Genomic DNA, 19,513 nt, shown 5'->3' with positions numbered 1-19,513 from the left:
CGGAAGCAGCGCGCGGTTGGTGGTTTACAGAGCGTTAAGCAGCGTCCAGGTGGGCCAGGCGTCGGCGGGTTGGCCGAGGCGGCGCTGTTCCTCACGCACGGCGGCACGGGTGCCGGCGCCGAGGATGCCGTCGATCTCGCCCACGTCATGGCCGAGCGCCTGGAGGCGTTGCTGCAGGGTGCGCATGGCGTTGCCGTCGAGGCCCTGGTCCGGGTTGCGGGCATCAAACACCGGGGCGCCTTCGAGGCGGGTGGCGAAATAGGCGGCGGTCAGCACGTAGGTGAAAGACTGGTTCCACTCGAACAGGACGTTGAAGTTCGGGTAGGCCAGGAAGGCGGGGCCGTTGCGGCCCTGGGGGATCACGACGGAGGCCTGGGCGTTGCGCATCGGCAGGGGGCCGGCGCGGCCTTGCACGCCGTCGGCCTCCCACTCGGCCACGGTGCGGGAGGTGTGGATGCCGGTCTGGTACCAGTCAAGGTCGGCGGGGAGGGTGATTTCGACGAGCCAGGGCTCATTCGGGCGCCAGCCGAGGGACGAGAGGATGTTGGCGCCGGACATCAGGGCATCGGGGGCGGAGGTTTGCAGATACACGTGGCCGTCGCCATCGCCGTCAATGCCGTGGGCGACGATATCTTCGGGGAGCATCTGGACCATGCCGATCTCACCGGCCCAGGCGCCCTGTGTGTTGACCGGGTCGAAGTCGCCGTTCTCGAACAGGGTGAGGGCACCGAAAACCTCGGGCCGGAAGAGTTCGGGCCGGCGGCAATCGTGGGCGAGGGTGACGAGGCTGTCGAGGGTGTTGTAGTCGCCCTGGAAGGCGCCGTAGTCGGTCTCGAACGCCCAGAACGACAGCAGGATCCCGCGCGAGACGCCGAAACGCCGCTCGATCTCGTCGAAGGTGGCGGCCTGGCGCTCGGCATTACGGCGGCCGTTATCCATGCGGCCCTGGCTGATCAGACGGCGGGCGAAATCGGTGAAGGGGCGCTGGAAGAAGCCCTGGGCGCGGTCGGCGTTCAGGGTGCGCTGGTCAAAGTTGGCGTGGCGGAAAAAGGCGTCGATGGTCTCGGCACTATGGCCCCGCTCCGCCGCTTCGGCGCGGAGACCCTGGACGAATTCATTGAAGTTCCCGCCACATTGCTGCGCTTGGGCGGCGGTGCCGAGGGTGAGGGACAACAGAAACGGAACGAGGAAACGGCGCATGGAGAGAAAACCCTGTTGGAGAAGCATTTTGAGGGGAGATTACCCGATGGCGCGCGTGCCGCAACCGCCCAAATAGACAAGGTGCCTGGAAGCGCAGCAGTGGGAGCGCGACAATCGCGACGTTGCGGCTGGCGTGGGCCTGGTGGGGTGCCCGACCTTCGGGGGGCGATGCGGTTGGTTGAGCGTGGGAGGTGAGTTGTATTTGGCAAGATGAAGGAGGGAGCGGGGTGGCTGATGGGCGGCGTGGCACGTGGGGGAGCGGTGTGGGTTGGTGCCCGGTTAGCTGTTGGGCCAGGCCTTCCAGGGGTGGCGCGGGGTTTTGCGGTTTAGGGGGGCGGAAGGCATCGCGCATCGAGCAGAGAATGCCGGGGAGAGAGTAGAGCCCCGAAAGAACCATGGCGCTCAGCGCAAAGGTCATTGCGCGGTTGATGTAGAAGCTTTCTGTTTCCGAGGAAAAGGTGCTTGGGAAGCCTTTCCCCCAAGCCTGCGTTGGAATGCGCAAAGCCTGGCGCAGGGTGAATACGGATCAACCGGCCAAGGCGGGAGCGACGACATAGAGGAAGACCAGGGCGAGCGTCGCGTCGGCAAATGTGGGGCGTCTGGGCAGCCCCACGAAACGGTTGGTCTGCCGGTTGGCAAAGCGGGCGTACCATGTGAAAGCGCGCAGAATTTTTATGGGCAGAAGGAGAGGCGACGTGCGCGGCGGATGTTAGGCGTAGGGAGGGCGCGGAGGCCAGGCCACCGCGCCTTATGCGTCGGGCCAGTGCTTCCAAGGGTGGTCCTTCCGCTTGGGGTTGGGCAGCCTGAAGGCATTCGGCACCGGGCAGATGACACCAACGCCGCTATCGATCATCGCCACGGCGCGGGAAGGGGGATGGGTGTTGGGGCGAGGCGCGTCGGCGGGACGACCCTTAGATCTGACGCAGCGCGACATGCGTTGTCTTGGTGCCTAACCCACCTTGAAGCTGTGCCGCCCCATGTTTTGGAACACCTCCCGTCCATGGTTGGCGTGGGTGATCAACGTGCCGTCCACCACGTTCAGGGCGTTTGACAGACCCAGACCGTCGGCCTCAATCCAGGTCACCAGAATGATCTCTGGGCTGAGCGTATCAAAAACGTAGGCCTCCTCATCACTCTGACCGACATTGTCCCCGGCCACCCGGGTCCAGCGCAGGCGCGCCTCGGACAGGATATCGATGCGGTAGGTCTCATCCGAGTAGAGGAACTGGAAGCTCGCGCCGACAAGATCCTCATGGGTCACATCTACCGCCGTGCTGCCGCCGCTCATTCCGTGTTGCCTTCGATGAAGACGGCGCTGAAGCGGCCTGCGGAGGTTCGCAGGGCTTTGAGAGGCGCGTATGCGTCCGAATCGTACCAGGTGCGCGCGGCCTCCATCGAGGGGAACTTGATGATGACGGGATAGGTCGGCGCCCAGTCCCCCTCCTTCACATCGACCGCGCCTGCTTTGGTCACGTATTGGCCACCGAAGGCGTGGGTGATGGGCTCTACCGTCGTGGCGTAGGTCTGCATCTTCTCCCTGTCGGTGATATCGAGATTTTGGAACAGGCAATAGGCGGTCATCGGATCCTCATAGGGTTTGTGGTCGTTGGCCGTTACCCTATTGCTTTCGAATTTTGCGCCATAGATGATGAAAACAGAAAGTCGTTTTCCAGGAATTAGACATTAACCGTTTGGCCGAGATTGAGGCGTTTATCGCCGTTGTGGACGCGGGATCGCAGCTGGCCGCCGCGCGACAGATGAATATCGCCGTGTCAGCGATCAACCGACGCATCCACGATCTGGAAGCGCGCCTTGGGGTGGCGCTGACCTACCGCACGCAACAGGGCACCACGCTGACCCATTACGGCCAGGCGTACTACGACAAGTGCCTGCGGGTCGTTGCCGACTTGAATGAGGCCGATGCCGCGATCGCCGGGGATCTTCAACACGCCTCCGGCCTGATCCGCATCGCGGTGCCGCAGGCCTTGGGGACCGACACCATCGCCCCGGTGATGAACAGGTTCGCCGAGGCCAATCCGGGCGTGCATTTCGAGATTGACGTGAGTGATCGCCCCATCGATCTGGTCGACGCACACTACGATCTGGCAATTCGTATCGATGGCGTTGAGAGGCCGGGCTTGGATGAAGAGCCGTTGTTCAAGGTGCGCTATGTGCTGTGCGCCAGCCCCGCGTTTTGGGAGGCCCACGGCCTGCCCAAGTCGCCCAAGGATCTGATCGGGCTGCCAGCTTTGGCCTATCGCACGGGTGCCGGCACGAAGATCTGGGCGTTCCGGAACCGGGCGGGCAAGCTGACCAAGGTGCCGCTGACCACACGGTATGTGTCCAACAGCGGCGCTTATCTGATTGAGGCGGCCAAGGCCGGGCTTGGCATGGCGTTGGAGCCTGAGTTCGTCTGTGGCAAGGCAGTACAGAGCGGCGACTTGGTGCCTGCGTTGGAGGAGTACGAGAGCTACGTGCGGTTCGCGAAAATCGTGCGGCCAAGCAATCGCCCGCCGTCGGTGCGGGTGCAGAACTTCCTGCAGGCGCTTCGCGCGGAGATGTCGTGAGGGAGGTGTCCGGTGTGGATGAGGATCACAGGCTCACCAGCGTTAGCAGCACCACCCCCACCAGCATCACGCCCCACACCCGCCAGAGCACGCCTGTGGCTGCCGAGATGTCTCCTGGCCCGGCGTTCCGCTCTCCGCCGTCGTTCAGGACGGGGTCCGTTGTCATCTCGCCCCCGTAGGTGCAGGGCCCGGATAGGGCGAGGCCGAGCGACGCGGCCATCGCGGCCTCCGGCCAGCCTGCGTTGACGGACCGATGCAAGGGGCCGCTGCGATAAGCGCAGCGCAGAGGGGCGGCTTGGCCGGAGGCCAGGGAGATGAGGAGGGCGGTGAGGCGGGCGGGGATGTAGTTGAGGGCGTCATCAAAGCGGGCGGCGGCCCAGCCGAAGGCCGCGTGTCGGGGGGTGCGGTGGCCGATCATGCTGTCGGCGGTGTTGGTGATTTTGTAGAGCAGGAGGCCGGGGAGGCCGGCGACGAGGAACCAGAAGGCGGGGGCGATGACGCCGTCTGACAGGTTCTCGGCCGCGGATTCGATGGCGGCGCGGGCGACGGCGGCCTCGTCGAGGGGGGCGGTGTCGCGGCCGACGATCATGGCGACGGCGCGCTTGCCATCGGAGAGGGAGCGGCGGAGGGCGGTGGCGACGGCCGCGACGTGATCCACGAGAGAGCGTTGGGCGAGCAAGATGGCGGCGATGAGGATTTGCCAGAGCCAACCGAGGGGAAGGCTCGCGATGAGCCCGCCGAGGGCCAGGACGCCGACGGCGAGGCCCGCCATCACCAGCGATCCGGCGAGGCGGGTGTGATTGTTGAAGCGCGCGTCGCAAAGGTCGATGAGGCGGCCCATCAGGACGATTGGGTGGAGGACGCGGGACCAGAGCCAGCGCGGCTCGCCCACCAGGGCATCGAGGATCAACGCCGCCAGCAAGAGCGGCGCGGTGGCCGTCACAGGGCGGCCTCCAGCCGGGCCCAGTCCTCTTCCGTGCCGGGAAGGCCCAGGCGCATCCAGTTGCTGGAATAGGGGAAGATCCGCGACCAGATGTGGTGTTCGGCCAATCGGTTTTGCCAATGCGCCGCGCCTTCGCGCAGGGAGTAGGTGCGAAAGAGGGTCGTGCCGCCGACGATCTCGGCCCCGGCGCTCAGCATCAGGTCATCAAGCCGCGCGGCGTCGCGGCCCAGGCGGGCGCGGGTATCGCTGGCCCAGTCGTGGTCTGACAGGGCCTGCGCCCCGATCTCCAGCGCCGGGCCGGAGACGGACCAGGGGCCCATCAGCTCGGGCAGGTTGCCCTTGCCGCCGGTGGGCGCAAAGGTTTCGGGCAGGGCCATGGCAAACCCAAGCCGGACGCCCGCAAGACCCCAGAACTTGCCGAAGCTTTTCAGCACGATCACGCCGGGCTCTGCCGCGCGGGCGATGTGGCTTTTCTCGGGCACCGTATCGCAGAAGCTTTCGTCGATCACGGTCAGAGGCCGCCCGCCGATGGCGGAGCCGGGCCAGAGCCGCCCATCGGGGTTGTTGGGATGCACGTAGACATGGACCGGGTTGTTGGGGTTCAGCGCGTCCCCAAGCCGACCGCGGGCGGCGAAGGCGGCGGCATGCTCGTTATAGGTGGGCACCGGGATATAGGCGCCCGCGAGCGCGGCCAGATCCGGCATTCGCGCAATCAGGGGCGAGGCCCCGGCAGCGGCGATGATTTCGACGCCCTCGGGCACGGACCAGAACATGCGGGCGGCGTCCAGAAGGCGCGCCATGGCGGCGTCGCCCGGCAGGCGGCTCCAGACCTCTGGCGCGATCTCGCCCACCGGGTAGGCGACGGGGTTGATACCGGTGGACAGATCCAGCCACGCCGTCTGATCGCCGCCATATTCGGCGGCGGCGGCGTCGATACCACCTCCGTGGTCACGTTTGGAAAACAGCGCGGTCATGGGACCTTTTGATACAAGAAACCGCGCCGCCCGCAATCCGCTACCTCAAAGGGAGCGACCATGGGGCGCGGTCCAGTCGATCTGCGGATTTATCGGCACGATCCGGTGCGGGTTAATGCTTTCGTGGCTGTAGTGGTAGTGGCGCACGATATGGTCGAAATTCACCTGCTCCGCTACGCCGGGCCATTGGTAAAGCTCCCGCGTGAAGGCCCAGAGGTTGGGGTAATCCACGATCCGCGCCCGGTTGCACTTGAAGTGCAGGTGATAGACCAGATCGAATCGCACCAGCGTCGTGAACAGGCGCCAGTCGGCCTCGGAAATCGTGTCACCGGCAAGATAGCGGTTCTCCGACAGGAGCCCTTCGAGCCAGTCGAGCGCGTCAAAGAGCGTATGGACGGCGGTATCATAGGCGTCCTGTGTGGTGGCAAAGCCGGATTTGTAGACGCCGTTGTTGACCTCGGAATAGACGCGAGCGTTGATCGCGTCGATTTGGGGGCGCAGGGCTTCGGGGTAGTAATCATCGACGTTGCCCGTGATGTCGTTGAAGGCGCTGTTGAACATGCGAATGATCTCGGCCGATTCGTTGGACACGATGGTTTCGCGCTGCTTGTCCCAGAGGATCGGCACCGTGACGCGGGTCGTCACATCGGGCTGCGCGCGGGTGTAAAGGTCGCGCGCGAAGGGCAGACCATAGAGCGTATCACCGGTGGCACCGTCGTGATCCGTGGCGAAAGTCCAGCCGTCAGACAGCATGTCGGGGTGGACGACGGAGATGTCGATGTGATCCTCCAGCCCCTTCAGGGCGCGGAAGATCAGCGTGCGGTTGGCCCAGGGACAGGCGTGAGAGACATAGAGGTGGTAGCGCCCGCTTTCGGCCTTGAAGCCCGCATCTCCCGTGGGCCCTGCGCTGCCGTCTGCGGTGATCCAGTTGCGAAACTGCGCCTCCTGGCGCTTGAACGCGCCGCCGGTCTTCTTGGTGTCATACCAGGTGTCTTGCCATGTTCCGTCAACCAAGAGGCCCATCGTCATCTCCTTCATGTGCTGAGTCGGAAGTAGGCGGCGGGGGGCCGGGCGTATAGGTCAGGGCGCGCACGGGCGGCTCCGCATCTGCGCACAGGAAATATTTTTCCAAGATCATATAAAAGATCTCTGCAGTGCAGCAATTGACGCGGGGCCAAGCGGGTAAGGGGTTTGTTAAGCATGGGACGCCATGGTGGTGGGCGCGGCCGGATTTTGCCCGCGTTATGTCATTGACCTGACACGAAAACCCGCCACCTTTCCCGGCGTGCGACCCCACCCTGTCGGAGGATCCGATGTCTGAATACCTGCCCAAAGAGATCCGTGACCAATTGGCTGCGGCCCACCGCCATGTGAAACGCAAGCGGGCGACCCGCACCGTTCATGTGGGCGATGAGGCCTTCGCAATCCTGGAAATGTCCGGAGACGGCTTCGCGTTGGAGCGGGACAAGGCCCCGCGCCTGCGCGGCTTGATCGACATCTACGAGGGCGCGCAGCACCTTTACCAGGCATTGATCGTGGCCTCGGCAGAGGACGGCGACCTGATGCGCTATGACTTCAAGCGCAACACGGCAACGGCGCGCACCGCGCCGGTGGACTTCGTTCAATCCGACACCCGCCCCGCAGGATTGCTGTCCAAAGCTTAGGCTACTTGCGAGATTTTGCGTCAGGACCCGCCCCTGGCGCGATGATCTCCCGCGTCTGGCCGTAAGATCACCCGATTTTTCGCAGTACGTGCGCCGGAACACGGCTAATTTGCCGTGACGAAGCACACCGGGGAAGGGCCATCCGATGATCGAAACACCGTATCTTCTGTTTCTGGGCGACGCGCCCGACCAACTGGCCGCAAAGGTCGCCCAGGGCATCCGCGACTGGCGTCCCGAGAATGTCATCGGCCAGTTCCGCATGGACGGCTGCAATGCCGACGTGAAGGTCGCCGATATGGACCTGGCCGCCGCCAAAGCCTCGGGCGCGAAGACGCTGGTGGTGGGTGTGGCGAACCGGGGCGGCGTGATCTCCAGCGCGTGGAAGCGCGTGTTGATCGAGGCGCTGTCGGAGGGGTTCGACATCGCGTCCGGCCTGCACAACCTGCTGAGCGATGAGCCGGATCTTGTCGCCGTCGCCCATGAGTATGGCCGCACCCTGCACGATGTGCGCATCCCGTCGGTCGACTACCCCATTGCCAATGGCATCAAACGGTCCGGCAAGCGCTGCCTTGCGGTGGGCACCGATTGCTCGGCCGGCAAGATGTATACGGCGCTGGCGATGGACAGCGAGATGAAGGCGCGCGGGCTGAAGTCTTCGTTCCGGGCGACAGGGCAGACCGGCATCCTGATCACCGGCGACGGCGTGCCTTTGGACGCCGTGATCGCCGATTTCATGGCCGGAGCGGTGGAGTATCTGACGCCCGACAATGACGACGATCATTGGGACATGATCGAGGGGCAGGGGTCGCTGTTCCACGTGTCTTACTCGGGCGTCACCATGGCGCTGGTCCACGGCGGTCAACCCGATGCGCTGATCCTGAGCCATGAGCCGACGCGCAAACACATGCGCGGCTTGCCGTCCTATTCCCTGCCGACGCTGGAAGCGCTGCGCGACACCGCGCTGCCGCTGGCCCGCGTGGCGAACCCGAAGGCTGAGGTTGTCGGCATCTCCGTCAACACCGCCGCCCTGGGGGAGGACGAGGCGCTGCAATGCCTCGCCGATATCGAGAAGCGCATGGGCCTGCCCACGGCGGATCCATTCCGCCAGGGCGCGGGGCGCCTCTGCGACGCGTTGGAGGCGATCTGACCATGCAGGTGACCCGTGACAGTTTCCGCCTGGCCGAGGTTTTCACGATCTCTCGCGGATCGCGGACCGAGGCGCAGGTGCTGACTGTCACGGTGGACGAGGGCGGCCACCAGGGTCGCGGCGAATGCGTGCCCTATGCGCGCTATGGCGAGACGCTGGAGAGTGTGACCGCGCAGATCGAGGCCTCTGGCGGCGACGTCGCGGCCCTGCCCGCGGGCGCGGCCCGCAATGCGCTGGACTGCGCGTTGATTGACCTGCGCGCCAAGTCCCAGGGCGTCCGCGCCTGGGATCTGTTCGATCGGCCCGCCCCCGGCCCCGTCACCAGCGCCTTTACCCTGTCCCTCGACACGCCCGAGAATATGCGCGCGGCAGCAGCCAAACATGCCCACCGCCCGCTGCTGAAGATCAAACTCGGCACCCCCGACGACATGGCCCGCCTTGAAGCCGTGCGCAAAGGCGCGCCCAAGGCCGCGATCATCGTCGATGCGAATGAGGGATGGACGGCAGAGGTCTATTCCGACCTCGCCCCCCACCTGCTGCGCCTGGGCGTGCAGATGGTGGAACAACCCCTGCCCGCGGGCGAAGACGATATGCTTGCCGAAATCGCCCGCCCCCTGCCCGTCTGCGCCGACGAGTCCTGCCATGACCGCGCGTCGCTGCCGGGCCTGAAGGGCAAATACGACATGGTCAACATCAAGCTCGACAAGACCGGCGGGTTGACCGAAGCGCTCGCGCTTTATGACGCGGCCCGCGCCGAGGGCTACGCCGTGATGGTCGGCTGCATGGTCGGCAGCAGCCTCGCCATGGCGCCCGCGATGATCCTGGCCCAGGGCGCCGAGATCGTGGACCTCGACGGGCCGCTCCTGCTGGCCGAAGATCGCACCCCGCCGCTGCGCTTCGACGGCTCCACCGTCTACCCGCCGGACGCCGCCCTCTGGGGATAGCACTCCCCCCTATTTCCCCGTTCCTAAAATATCCCCCCCGGAGGGTCCGCACCCGGCCCCAAGCGCCCTCACACGAAAGTGGGGTGCAGAGGCCCGCAATTTCCGACACGTTGCCGTGACACCAACCGGAGCCCCCATGCGCCTGATCCTCGCCGCCGCCCTCGCCCTGCTGAGCACGCCAGCCCTCGCCTGCGGCCCCGATACCGACTGCTCGGTTCTGGGGGATCGCACCTACCGCTACTACATGCCCGACACCGATCAACCGGTCGGGGCCTTCTTCCACGCCCACGGCTATCGCGGCACAGCGGGCGGGGCGATGCGCAACCAAAGCCTGCGCGCCATGGCTGATCGCCTGGGCATGGCCTTCATCGCGCTGAACGCGGACGCCGATGACTGGAACCTCGCCCACCGCCCGCGAGAACCGCAACAGACCGAGGCGCGCGAGTATGACTACGTGCGCGCGGTGATCGACGACGTGGCCGGACGCATCGCGCTTGATCAATCGCGCCTGATCTCCACCGGGTTCAGCGCCGGGGGAATGATGACCTGGACCCTGGCCTGCGGCATGGGCGACACCTTCGCGGGCTTCGTGCCCTATTCGGGCACCTTCTGGCTCAACATCCCGCCGTCCTGCCCCACACCGCCCGCGCATCTGATCCACATCCATGGCGATGGCGACGGGGTCGTGCCGCTGGCCGGACGCCCGATTGGCCCGGTCCACCAGGGCAACGTGATGGAGGCGCTGGCGATGTACGCCGAGCATGGCGACCAGCCCGAGGCGCGCCTGGCCGAGATGCCCGGCGACCTGTCGTGTTTCCTGCGCGAAAACGCCGATGGATTGCTGCTGGATTTCTGCCTGTTCAGCGGCGGGCATTCTTATTCGACGGCACGCGTCGAATGGGCCATTGAACGGATCCTCTCGCGGCTCTAATGCAGAGGGAACTTGCGTTTTAGGAGCCTGAACAGATGACCCGCACCGTCTACGTCAATGGGCAGTACCTGCCCGAGCATGAAGCCACCATCTCGATCTTCGATCGCGGGTTCCTGTTTGCGGACGGTGTCTATGAGGTCACCAGCGTGTTGGACGGCAAGCTGATCGACTTCGACGGTCACGCCAAGCGCCTGCAACGCTCGCTTGATGAGTTGGATATGGCGAACCCCACGACCGAAGAAGAGCTGCTGGAGATCCACCGCGAACTCGTGCGCCTCAACGAGATCGACGAAGGGCTGATCTACCTGCAAGTCACGCGCGGCGCCGCCGACCGTGATTTCGCCTACCCCGAGGATACAGCGCCGACCCTGGTGCTGTTCACCCAGAACAAGCCGGGCCTCGCCGACAACCCGATGGCCAAGACCGGCATGAAGGTGATCTCGATCGAGGATCAACGCTGGGGCCGTCGCGATATCAAGACGGTGCAGCTGCTCTACCCGTCGATGGGCAAGATGGCCGCGAAGGCGGCAGGCGCCCATGATGCCTGGATGGTGCAGGACGGCGTGGTGACGGAGGGCACGTCGAATAACGCCTATATCGTCCAGGGCAACACGATTGTCACCCGACACCTGGGCAATGAGATCCTCAGCGGCATCACCCGCGCTGCCGTTCTTCGGATGGCGGAAGAGGCGCAGATGAAGGTCGAAGAGCGCCCGTTCACGATGGAAGAAGCCAAGGCGGCCGACGAGGCATTTGTCACCTCGGCCACCACCTTCGTGATGCCCGTGGTGGAGCTTGATGGCGTGACGGTCGGCCAAGGCACCCCCGGCGCCGTCGTCGCCCGCCTGCGCGAGATCTACCTGGACGAGATGCGCAAGGCGGCGGTTTAGGGCTTAGTCAAACGACACCACGGTCGAGACGTTGACAGCGTCAGCCGAGGTCATGCCCGAGAGCAAGGCGAAAACCGTCCCGTTCACGCGAATTTCCAAGGCCCCGCCGCCGGGCGCATCGGTTTGCGTGACATTCAGCGGCGGTGGCGTGCCGTTGTAGATGTCATCAAACTGGAGTTGCAGGACAAGTTCCTCGGACCCGGCCTCGAAATCGGTGATTTCCACCACCTCTCCCGGAGTCTCGAAATCACTGAACACCTGGAACTGGTCGACGCCCGCACCGCCGGTGAGGGTATCCCCATCGTTGCCCGCCAGAACATCGTCCCCATCGCCCGCGATGAGGACGTCGGCGACGCCCGGCTCTTCAAGCAGGGCTTGGCCGTTGAGGAAATCATTGCCCGCCCCGCCCAACAGAACGTCCGCCCCGATGCTGCCAATAAGCGTATCGGCGCCTTCGCCCCCGTCGAGCGTATCGTCGCCCAGGCCAGCGAAGAGCAGGTCGTCCCCGGCGCTGCCAACCATGTTGTCATTGCCCACGCCGCCTTCCAGGGTGTCGTTGCCCGCGCCGCCCAGAAGCGTGTCGTTCCCCTCCCCGCCGATGAGGCTATCGGCCCCGTCTTCGCCGTTCAGCAGGTCATCATCTTCATCGCCGGAAAGGACATCGTTGCCGACACCCCCGAAAAGGACATCGGCGCCGAGGCCACCGAGGAGGTTATCGTTACCAGCGCCGCCAGACAGGGAATCGCCGCCGTCGCCGCCAAGCAGAAGGTCATTGCCGTCGTCACCAAAAAGCGTATCGGCCCCGTTTACGCCGAAGAGGCTGTCATTGCCCGCGCCACCGCGAAGGCTATCGTTCCCCTCGCCGCCATCCAGGTCGTCGTTGCCCAGGCCGCCCAGCAGCGTGTCGTCGCCTTCGTCGCCGCGCAGGCTGTCGTCGTCCTGTTGCCCATCGAGGTTGTCGTTGCCGATGCCGCCGCTGAGGAGGTCGTTGTCGAGGCCGCCGAAGAGCGTATCGTCGCCCTCCTCGCCGAACAGCTTGTCGAGGCCGCGTTTGCCCAGAAGCTCGTCATTGCCCTCGCCGCCCACCAGACCGTCCGAGCCGGTGCCGCCGATGATCGTGTCATTGCCGCCATCGCCGAAGATGCGGTCTGTGTCTGCGCCGCCGTCCAGAAGGTCATTGCCCTCGCCGCCGCGCAGGGTGTCGTTGTCGTTCTGGCCGAAGATCACGTCGTTGCCCGCGTTGCCGCTGAGGTCATCACGGCCATTGCCACCTTCGATGCTGTCGAAGCCATCGCCGCCGTTGATCGTGTCACCGCTGGGGCCCCCAAAGAGGGTGTCATCGCCGGTGCCGCCATCCAGGCTGTCCTCGCCGCCATCGCCATAGATCAGGTCTGCGCCCGGGCCGCCGTCGGCGGTATCCGCGCCGAAGCCGCCTTCGATCTGGTCGGGTCCGAAGCCGCCAAAAAGACTGTCGTCGCCGTCGTCCCCGCCCAGGAAATCCCCCAGCAAGCCGCCCAGAAGCGTGTCGGCGCCAGTGCCGCCGTTGAGCGTATCGACGCCGTCGCCGCCCTCAATCCGGTCATCGCCGCCCTGGCTGTTGAGCAGGTCGTTGCCACCGCGTCCCAGCAGGGTGTCATCCTCCTCGGACCCGCGCAGGGTGTCGTCGCCTTCCAGCCCGTCCAGCAGCGCGCCGACGTCGGTGGTCAGAAGGTCATCGTTGTCGGTGCCGACGATGGTCGGAGAGCTGTCATCATCATCGTCGCCGCCCAGAAAGAACGCCAGGCCAACGCCCAGGAGGAGAAGAGGAAGAAGGGTCAGCATGGCAGTGCCTCCGCTTTAAATGGGTCACTCTTTAAGGCTGGGATCGTAGGCCACAAGTTCGACTGTGTTGCCCTCGGGGTCTTCGGTGAAGATCCCCCGCCAGCCAACCCAGCCGAAATGTTCTACCCGGTACGCTTTCCCCAGCGAATCGTACCAGGCCATGGCGGCGTCTTGTTCCTCGTAGGATATGGTTAACGCCAGGTGATGCAATGAGGATTTTGCCCCGGTTTCAGGGGCTTGGCGCGCGCTGGGATACAATCCGAGGTCACCCGCCGCATTGTTTCCAAACAGCGCAAGCACCTGGGTGTGTCCACCGAAGCCTTCGGCGATGCGGAAAAAGACGATGTCCGGCGCGGCATTGCCGGGCATTCGTTCCAGCCCCAGGACGTCGGCATAAAACGCCTCCATCCGCGCGAGGTTATCGCAGCGGATGGCAATTTCGCCCAAGGCGCGGACCCTGAAAGGGGGCTTAGGCTGCGGCACTGGTCACGTTCACCGTGGGCGCATCGGCGGCAAGAACACCGGTCAGGAAGACGTAGAACTCCCCCCCGATCACAACCGCCACACCGGATCCATCAGGCGCATCCACCAGGGTGAAGGGCACCGGAGAGGCCGAGGCGTCACCGTTGACGAAGCTGATGTTCACCTCTTCGGTGGCAACGTTCAGGTCAGTGACCTCGGTCACCGGCACCCGGACCGGATCGACTGCGGGATCAGCGTTCAGCTCTGTCCGGGTGATCTCGAACACATCGGTGCCCTCCCCGCCGGTCAACGCGACAAAGCCATCACCGCTACGCAGGGTGTCGTCGCCCTCGCCGCCATCAAGCCGCTCTTGCACGACCGTTGCCCCGATGGGCTCATCATTACCGCCGCCATCGAGGATGTCATTGCCGGTGCCGCCCGACAGGTCATCGCGGCCCGCGCCGCCGTTCAGCGTGTCGTTGCCCGCGTCGCCGTTCAGCACATCGCGCCCTGCGGCGCCGTCGATGGAATCATTGCCCGCACCGCCGTTGATCGTGTCGTCAGACAGAACACCGGTCGCGATATCATCGCCGTCGCCCAGGTTGGTGAAGGTGCCAGGGTTGGCGGTGCCAGAGTTCGCGCCGACGACAGAGATGGTGATTTCATCGGTCTCGGACACGCCCGCAAGGGTGGCCACGACCACGCCTTGAAGCAGAACTTCCATGCCGCTGTCGTCAGAAAGATCGCGGGTCTCGATCTCAAAAGCGAAGCCGTCCTGGGTCGGGTCGCCGACCTCAAGGCCGTCCACGTTCAGGGTCAGCGCCTCCAGCACGGGGTCAAAATCGGTGATCAGGACCGAGCCATCGGTCGGGTCGCCGGAGGCATCCACCACAAAGCTGTCGACCCCTTCGCCGCCGGTCAGCGTGTCTGCCTTGTCGCCGGTCAGAAGGTCATTGCCCGCGCCGCCATCCAGCAGCTGGTTCCCGGTTGGCGGGGCCGGGGGCTCAACAATGGGGTCCTCGGACGGGTCAGCCGGAGTGTCGGGCTCGGAGGCCGGTCCGTCATCGCCGGGAATGGTGGGATCAATCGGGTCAATGGGGTCGGTCGGGGAGGTTGGAACAAACAGGTCTTCCTGCGTGCCGTCCAGCACGTCATTGCCCGCACCGCCCAGCAGCGTGTCGGCACCATCTGCGCCCGCCAGGGTATCATTGCCAAGCCCGCCGATGATCTGGTCCGCGCCGGCGCCGCCTTCGATCACATCAGCACCCTCGCCGCCATCCAGCGTGTCATTGCCAAGACCGCCGCTGATCGTATCTTCCCCCAGATCGCCGACGATCTGATCGTTGCCACCCGCGCCGATCAGCACGTCGTTGTCGATGCCGCCGGTGATCGTGTCGTCACCTTCACCACCTTGAAGCGGACCCTCTGTGGGGTCGCCGTCGGGCGTCAGCACGCCAAGCCTGATCCCCTGCACGAAGGTGAGCATGTCTTCTTCCTCGGGGCCATCGCCGGTTTCAAACCCCGGCTCCGGGGTCGAGGGCTGCTCGTCATTGTCGTCATCGTTGTCGATGAAGAACGAAAGGCCGAGGCCGACGAGCAGGAAGGGCAAGATGGAGAACATGGGTACGATACTCTTGGTGGGGGACCGCCCTAACGGGGCGGTGCCGATGTCTGGTTGCAGTCCGATCTGTAGAATCGAGCCCGAGAGGGGGGTGGCAGCGCTCGGGCAGGGTGCAATTTGAGGGTAATTTTCGTCATTTTTATGGCGTTTGGGAACCCTCTACTTCGCCTATTTTACAGGGGTTTAGGGTACAATCTGGCCGATTCTGTTGGGTTGTTTCCAACCCGACTTCAATCGCCAAATTCTTGCCACATTCTCGGCGCCGCAAAGCCCGTGGCGGTTTCAAAAAAACCTGAATCACCCCTCAAGGCGTGACATCAGAGGGCCCCGGGGTGCGCTTGGTGTGCCGTGCGAGGGCTGGCTTACCCAAAATCACCCTGGGCAAACCACCCGCCCGATTGGGCGCCCCCATGGGCATAATAGAGCCAAAGGCGCGCGCCGTCCCGGGTTGTGACGCGCCAGTAATCGCGCACGCCGGTGCGCCATTGCCGCTCGTCCAGCCACCATTCCGGCGCGATGCGTTCGGGGCCCTGGGCGCTTTGGATCTCAAACCGCCGCCCCCGCCAGCGGAACTCGGGCGGCACGTCCGGGGTGGCCGGGGCGGTGACAGGCTCGGGCTGGAACAGCGTTAACGGACGGGGCCGCGTGGGGGCGGGCCAGGTGCCAGAGGGTTCAGGCTCGGACCAGGCGGCGGCGAGGGGGACAGAGGTTTTCTCCGGGATATGGCTGTCGGCAGGCCGCGCACGGCGGATCGCCTCCAGCCCCACCCGGGCGCCGAGCCGCGCGATCAGATCCGCCATGTCCTGCCCGCGCGCGCGGGGCCCCGCGGCCTCCTGGGCCACGGCCCACCCGCCCTTGTGTTCCGTGGCGTGCAACGGCTCGGTCACATGGGCGATCACCCGCAAGCGGTCAATCCCGAAGCCCGCGTCCACATCGTCCAGTTTCATCGCAAACAGGGGCTGCAACTTGTCCGGTTGATCGGCAGGCCGCGCCAGGCCGATTTCGACAACCTGCGTGTCGCCTTCCACTCGGCTCAACTCCAGCCGCACCCGGCGCGCGCCGCGTCCCCGGGCGCGCAGTTTCTCGCACAGCGGCGGCAGGATCCGCTCCAGCCCCGCGACGATATCCGCCTCCAGGCCAATCGGCTCCGGCAGGCTGAGGCGCACGGCAAAATGCAGCGGGGCGCCCGCCGGAGAGATCGGTTCAGGCTCGATCCCCAGCGCCTGATCAAGCCGCTGCATGAGGCCCCGACCGAAACGCCGGGCCAGGCCCGCGCGGGGCAGGGTCAACACGTCGCCGATGCGGCGCAGGCCAAGGCGCGCAAGGCCTGTCGTGATATCCGGGGTCACCCTTAGCGCCGCGATGGGCAGCGGTGCGAGGGCCTGCCGCGTGCCGCCGGGTTGCGCGATCCGCGGTGCCGTGCCCGCCACCTCTGTCGCGGGGGCGGGGCCGCCCTTCACCCAATGCCGCTTGCGCGCGCGGGACCGCGTGGCCCGCGCTTCCTGATCAATCGCATCGCCACTGCGCCCCCGTACCATCTCCGGCACGAGCCCGCCGCCACCCGCGTAGCGCGCCAGGGCCCAGGCCGCCCCCGCCGTGTCGGCAATCCCCGCGCAGACGCTGAGGCCGAGGTCTGCGCAATCCTCATGCACCTGGGCAAACAGCGCCTCCTCCCCGCCGAACAGATGCGCGCAGCCGGTGAGGTCGATGATCAGGCTCTCTGCGCCTTCCTCCGCCACCCAGGGGCTGAACTTGCCCGCCCAGCGCCGCAGTGCCGCCAGCAGCGCCGCCTCCCGGCCCGGGTCTTGCGGGCGGGTGACGAGATCGGGGCACAGCACCATCGCCTCGCTCAGGGATTGCCCGCGCGACAGGCCAAGGCGTTCGGCGACCTGGGTGGTGGCCACCAGTTGCCGCAGATTGCCGATCTCTGCCACCGTCACAAGCGGCGTCTCGACCAAGGCAGGGGCCATCCGCAGCACCCGCTCCGCCCCGAGGCGGGGGAACCACAGCGAGAGGATGCGCCGACGCGGATCAGCGATATAGCCTGAGGATTGGGGCATGGGTGGCAGCACATGTTCCTAATTTGTTCTCAAATTAGTGCGCGACCGGCTGGGAGTCGAGTCCTTCGCTGTGTTAAGGGGGATCCCATGGAAACCCTCGCCACCCTCACCGCGCGCCATGCCCAGAAAGGGCGTCTTGATTGGATCGGGCTGCGGCCCACGCGGCTTGCAGAGATCGAGGCGGTCCCAAAGGCGCATCTGCTGGAGGGCGGCCTGCAAGGCGACCACAGCCGCCCGGGGAAGCGCGCGCTGACGTTGATCCAGGCCGAGCATGTGCCGGTAATCGCCGCCCTCGCCGGAATGTCCGAGCTGGCACCCGAGACCCTGCGCCGCAACCTCGTCATCTCAAAACTCAACCTGCAGGCCCTGCGCGGCAAACAGCTCCGCATCGGCGCAGCGCTCATCGAGATCACGATCCCCTGCGCCCCGTGTTCGCGGATGGAAGCCGCCTTGGGTCCCGGCGGCTACAACGCCATGCGCGGCCACGGCGGCTGGTGCGCCCGCGTGGTGGCGCCGGGCCTGATCACCCTCGGGGATGACGTCACACCGGCCTAGAGCGTCCCGCCTTTGACCTGAGACATCAGAAAAAGGCGGGGCGCGTGCAACGATCAAGCCTTGCACTGCGCTCCTCCAAAAGCTGTTACTCAGGTTTTTGGCGGAACGCTTTAGCGCCGAGGACGCGCGAAGCGCGGAGGAGGCGCCCCCGGCGACTTGGCGAAGGCGCCCGAAGGGCGTCTGAGCCAAGGCGCAATCCCTGAACCCTACCCGCCCCGCAACCGCTGCAGGATCGCCAAGGATGCATAGCCATCGGGCGTCACCCCGACCGCTTCCTGATAGCTGCGCACCGATGCAATCGTGATTGGCCCAACGATCCCATCGATCCGCTCATCATAATGTCCCGCCGCCCGCAGCAACCGCTGCAACTCTTCGCGCTCCGCAAAGGTCAGCGCCCGGTCGCCCCGGGGCCACCCGGCCTCGAACGCGGGTCCACCTTGGATCCGGTCGCTAAGATGGCCAATCGCGATGACATAGGCGTCTGCGGGATTATACCGCTCGATGACCCGGAAATTGTTGTAGACCACCAGCGCCACACCCCCCGCCCCGGCTGGCAGAAGGATCGACGCAGGCCCATGTTCCGGCACCGGATCGCCATTGCGCAGCCGCACGCCTTGCTGGTTCCAGAACGCCGCGCCAATGCGCTCCTGCTCGCCCGCCAGACGGTAGTCGAACCCCTCGGGCAGGCGCACTTCCAGGCCCCAGGGCTGGCCGTAGGTCCAGCCGTGTTCCGCAAGGTAATGGGCGGTGGAGGCCAACGCGTCGACGGGATTATCGCTCCAGATGTTGCGCCGCCCGTCGCCGTCAAAATCCTGCGCATATTCCAGGTAGCTGGTGGGCATGAACTGCGTGTGACCCATCGCGCCCGCCCAGGATCCCGTCATGTTGCGCGGCCGAGTGTCGCCCGCCTCGATGATCTGCAGCGCGGCGATCAGCTGCGCCTCAAAAAACTCCTGACGGCGCCCGTCAAAGGCCAGCGAGGCCATCGCCTCGACAATCCCCTCGCTGCCGCGCATCGCGCCATAGGCGCTTTCCAACCCCCAGACCGCGACCACAACCTCGGCTTCCACTTGATATTGCTCTTCAATTCGCCCCAGTGTCGTGCGCCATTCGGCCAGTGCCTCGCGCCCATTGCGGATGCGCGCGGCGGAAACCGCCGAGTCCAGGTAAACCCAGAGCGCGCGCGAGAACTCCGCCTGGTTCCTGTCACGCTCCAGGACACCGGTGTTGAGCTGCAGCCCGTCAAAGGCCCGCTCAAACGTGTCCGCGCTGATGCCCGCGGCCAGCGCCCGCTCCTCGAACGCCGCGATCCAGGCGCGAAACTCAGGATCACTGGTGCGGATCGGGCGGTTGGCGGCTTCCTCGGCCTCGGCCTCTGCCCGCAGGCGCGCGGCACGGGCGGCGAAATCCGGCGGCACGTCGCCCCGCCATGTCGGGCGCGGGGAGGTCAGGATCGCAAGGTCGCTCGGGGCCGGTTGTTCCGCTTCCTCTACGGGGGCTTCATCCGCGACGGCGGCCTCTTCAATCGCCTCTTCGGCAATCACCTCGATCAGCACGTTGCGGCGCAGAGGGGCCGAGACCTCCACCGCCACCACAGCCCCTTGCAGCGGACGCGGCAGGGGCAGCGGCGAAATCGTGGGCGGTGCCGCCAGAACGGGCAGCCCCAGGGCGAGAAAAACCGCTAGAAAGATGGGTCCAAGACGGGACATGGGCAAAGGCTCGATCGTGCTCAGT

The 19,513-nt window shown here is 65.7% G+C and carries 18 protein-coding genes; 7 read left to right on the top strand and 11 right to left on the bottom strand.

Going from position 1 to position 19,513, the window contains the following annotated elements:
- Positions 1–24 precede the first annotated feature (24 nt).
- From AC6I9R_RS01885 to AC6I9R_RS01875, 3 genes are all read right to left on the bottom strand, one after another.
- A complete protein-coding gene (locus AC6I9R_RS01885; RefSeq protein WP_461426794.1) occupies positions 25–1,200 on the bottom strand; it encodes a lytic murein transglycosylase in 1,176 nt (391 codons plus the stop codon).
- A 949-nt stretch (positions 1,201–2,149) separates the two neighbouring features.
- Complete coding sequence (locus AC6I9R_RS01880) at positions 2,150–2,488, bottom strand: MoaF-related domain-containing protein (RefSeq protein WP_461426795.1); 339 nt, start codon at positions 2,486–2,488, stop codon at positions 2,150–2,152.
- Positions 2,485–2,781: a DUF1330 domain-containing protein gene (locus AC6I9R_RS01875; RefSeq protein ID WP_461426796.1), complete on the bottom strand. Its 297-nt coding sequence runs from the start codon at positions 2,779–2,781 to the stop codon at positions 2,485–2,487. Before AC6I9R_RS01875 ends, AC6I9R_RS01880 begins: the two co-directional genes overlap by 4 nt.
- 110 nt (positions 2,782–2,891) lie before the next feature.
- Between AC6I9R_RS01875 and AC6I9R_RS01870 the strand changes: the two genes are divergently transcribed.
- Positions 2,892–3,767 (top strand): LysR family transcriptional regulator, encoded by an 876-nt coding sequence (locus AC6I9R_RS01870; RefSeq protein ID WP_461426797.1) that lies wholly within the window; start codon positions 2,892–2,894, stop codon positions 3,765–3,767.
- Between the two features lie 25 nt (positions 3,768–3,792).
- Here the strand turns inward: AC6I9R_RS01870 and cbiB are convergent, their stop codons facing one another.
- The 3 genes from cbiB to AC6I9R_RS01855 are packed head-to-tail and all read right to left on the bottom strand — an operon-like array spanning position 3,793 to position 6,707.
- A complete protein-coding gene (gene cbiB / locus AC6I9R_RS01865; RefSeq protein WP_461426799.1) occupies positions 3,793–4,710 on the bottom strand; it encodes an adenosylcobinamide-phosphate synthase CbiB in 918 nt (305 codons plus the stop codon).
- Entirely contained in the window at positions 4,707–5,684 is a 978-nt protein-coding gene (locus tag AC6I9R_RS01860; protein ID WP_461426800.1) for a threonine-phosphate decarboxylase, read from the bottom strand. Before AC6I9R_RS01860 ends, cbiB begins: the two co-directional genes overlap by 4 nt.
- A gap of 45 nt (positions 5,685–5,729) precedes the next feature.
- Positions 5,730–6,707, bottom strand: a complete 978-nt coding sequence (locus AC6I9R_RS01855; RefSeq protein ID WP_461426801.1) for a glutathione S-transferase family protein — start codon at positions 6,705–6,707, stop codon at positions 5,730–5,732.
- Between the two features lie 290 nt (positions 6,708–6,997).
- Here AC6I9R_RS01855 and AC6I9R_RS01850 point away from each other — a divergent pair, with 290 nt between their 5' ends.
- From AC6I9R_RS01850 to AC6I9R_RS01830, 5 genes are all read left to right on the top strand, one after another.
- Positions 6,998–7,348: a hypothetical protein gene (locus AC6I9R_RS01850; RefSeq protein WP_461426802.1), complete on the top strand. Its 351-nt coding sequence runs from the start codon at positions 6,998–7,000 to the stop codon at positions 7,346–7,348.
- Between the two features lie 145 nt (positions 7,349–7,493).
- The gene (gene dgcN / locus AC6I9R_RS01845; protein WP_461426803.1) at positions 7,494–8,495 is read left to right on the top strand and encodes an N-acetyltransferase DgcN; all 1,002 of its coding nucleotides are present in this window, start codon (positions 7,494–7,496) and stop codon (positions 8,493–8,495) included.
- Positions 8,496–8,497: 2 nt separating this feature from the next.
- Entirely contained in the window at positions 8,498–9,439 is a 942-nt protein-coding gene (dgcA, locus tag AC6I9R_RS01840) for an N-acetyl-D-Glu racemase DgcA (protein ID WP_461426804.1), read from the top strand.
- Between the two features lie 136 nt (positions 9,440–9,575).
- Positions 9,576–10,370: a CE1 family esterase gene (locus AC6I9R_RS01835; protein WP_461426805.1), complete on the top strand. Its 795-nt coding sequence runs from the start codon at positions 9,576–9,578 to the stop codon at positions 10,368–10,370.
- A 35-nt stretch (positions 10,371–10,405) separates the two neighbouring features.
- Positions 10,406–11,260, top strand: a complete 855-nt coding sequence (locus AC6I9R_RS01830) for a D-amino-acid transaminase (RefSeq protein WP_461426806.1) — start codon at positions 10,406–10,408, stop codon at positions 11,258–11,260.
- 3 nt (positions 11,261–11,263) lie between these two features.
- Here AC6I9R_RS01830 and AC6I9R_RS01825 read toward each other — a convergent pair whose 3' ends face one another.
- The 4 genes from AC6I9R_RS01825 to AC6I9R_RS01810 all read right to left on the bottom strand — a co-directional run bounded on the left by AC6I9R_RS01825 (position 11,264) and on the right by AC6I9R_RS01810 (position 17,224).
- The gene (locus AC6I9R_RS01825) at positions 11,264–13,081 is read right to left on the bottom strand and encodes a calcium-binding protein (RefSeq protein WP_461426807.1); all 1,818 of its coding nucleotides are present in this window, start codon (positions 13,079–13,081) and stop codon (positions 11,264–11,266) included.
- Positions 13,082–13,105: 24 nt separating this feature from the next.
- Positions 13,106–13,528 (bottom strand): VOC family protein, encoded by a 423-nt coding sequence (locus AC6I9R_RS01820; protein ID WP_461426808.1) that lies wholly within the window; start codon positions 13,526–13,528, stop codon positions 13,106–13,108.
- A 22-nt stretch (positions 13,529–13,550) separates the two neighbouring features.
- Positions 13,551–15,164, bottom strand: coding sequence for a calcium-binding protein (locus AC6I9R_RS01815; protein WP_461426809.1), 1,614 nt, complete (start codon positions 15,162–15,164; stop codon positions 13,551–13,553).
- Positions 15,165–15,526: 362 nt separating this feature from the next.
- Complete coding sequence (locus tag AC6I9R_RS01810) at positions 15,527–17,224, bottom strand: DUF6504 family protein (RefSeq protein WP_461426810.1); 1,698 nt, start codon at positions 17,222–17,224, stop codon at positions 15,527–15,529.
- 87 nt (positions 17,225–17,311) lie between these two features.
- Here AC6I9R_RS01810 and AC6I9R_RS01805 point away from each other — a divergent pair, with 87 nt between their 5' ends.
- A complete protein-coding gene (locus AC6I9R_RS01805; protein WP_461426811.1) occupies positions 17,312–17,779 on the top strand; it encodes an MOSC domain-containing protein in 468 nt (155 codons plus the stop codon).
- Positions 17,780–17,985: 206 nt separating this feature from the next.
- Here the strand turns inward: AC6I9R_RS01805 and AC6I9R_RS01800 are convergent, their stop codons facing one another.
- Positions 17,986–19,488 carry a lytic murein transglycosylase gene (locus tag AC6I9R_RS01800; RefSeq protein ID WP_461426812.1) on the bottom strand — a complete coding sequence of 501 codons (1,503 nt, stop codon included), beginning with the start codon at positions 19,486–19,488 and terminating at the stop codon, positions 17,986–17,988.
- Between the last annotated feature and the right edge of the window lie 25 nt (positions 19,489–19,513).

The sequence above is a fragment of the Gymnodinialimonas sp. genome (assembly GCF_059726805.1).
Note: the sequence above shows the minus strand (reverse complement) of the source record. Positions and strands in the feature narration are given on the sequence as shown.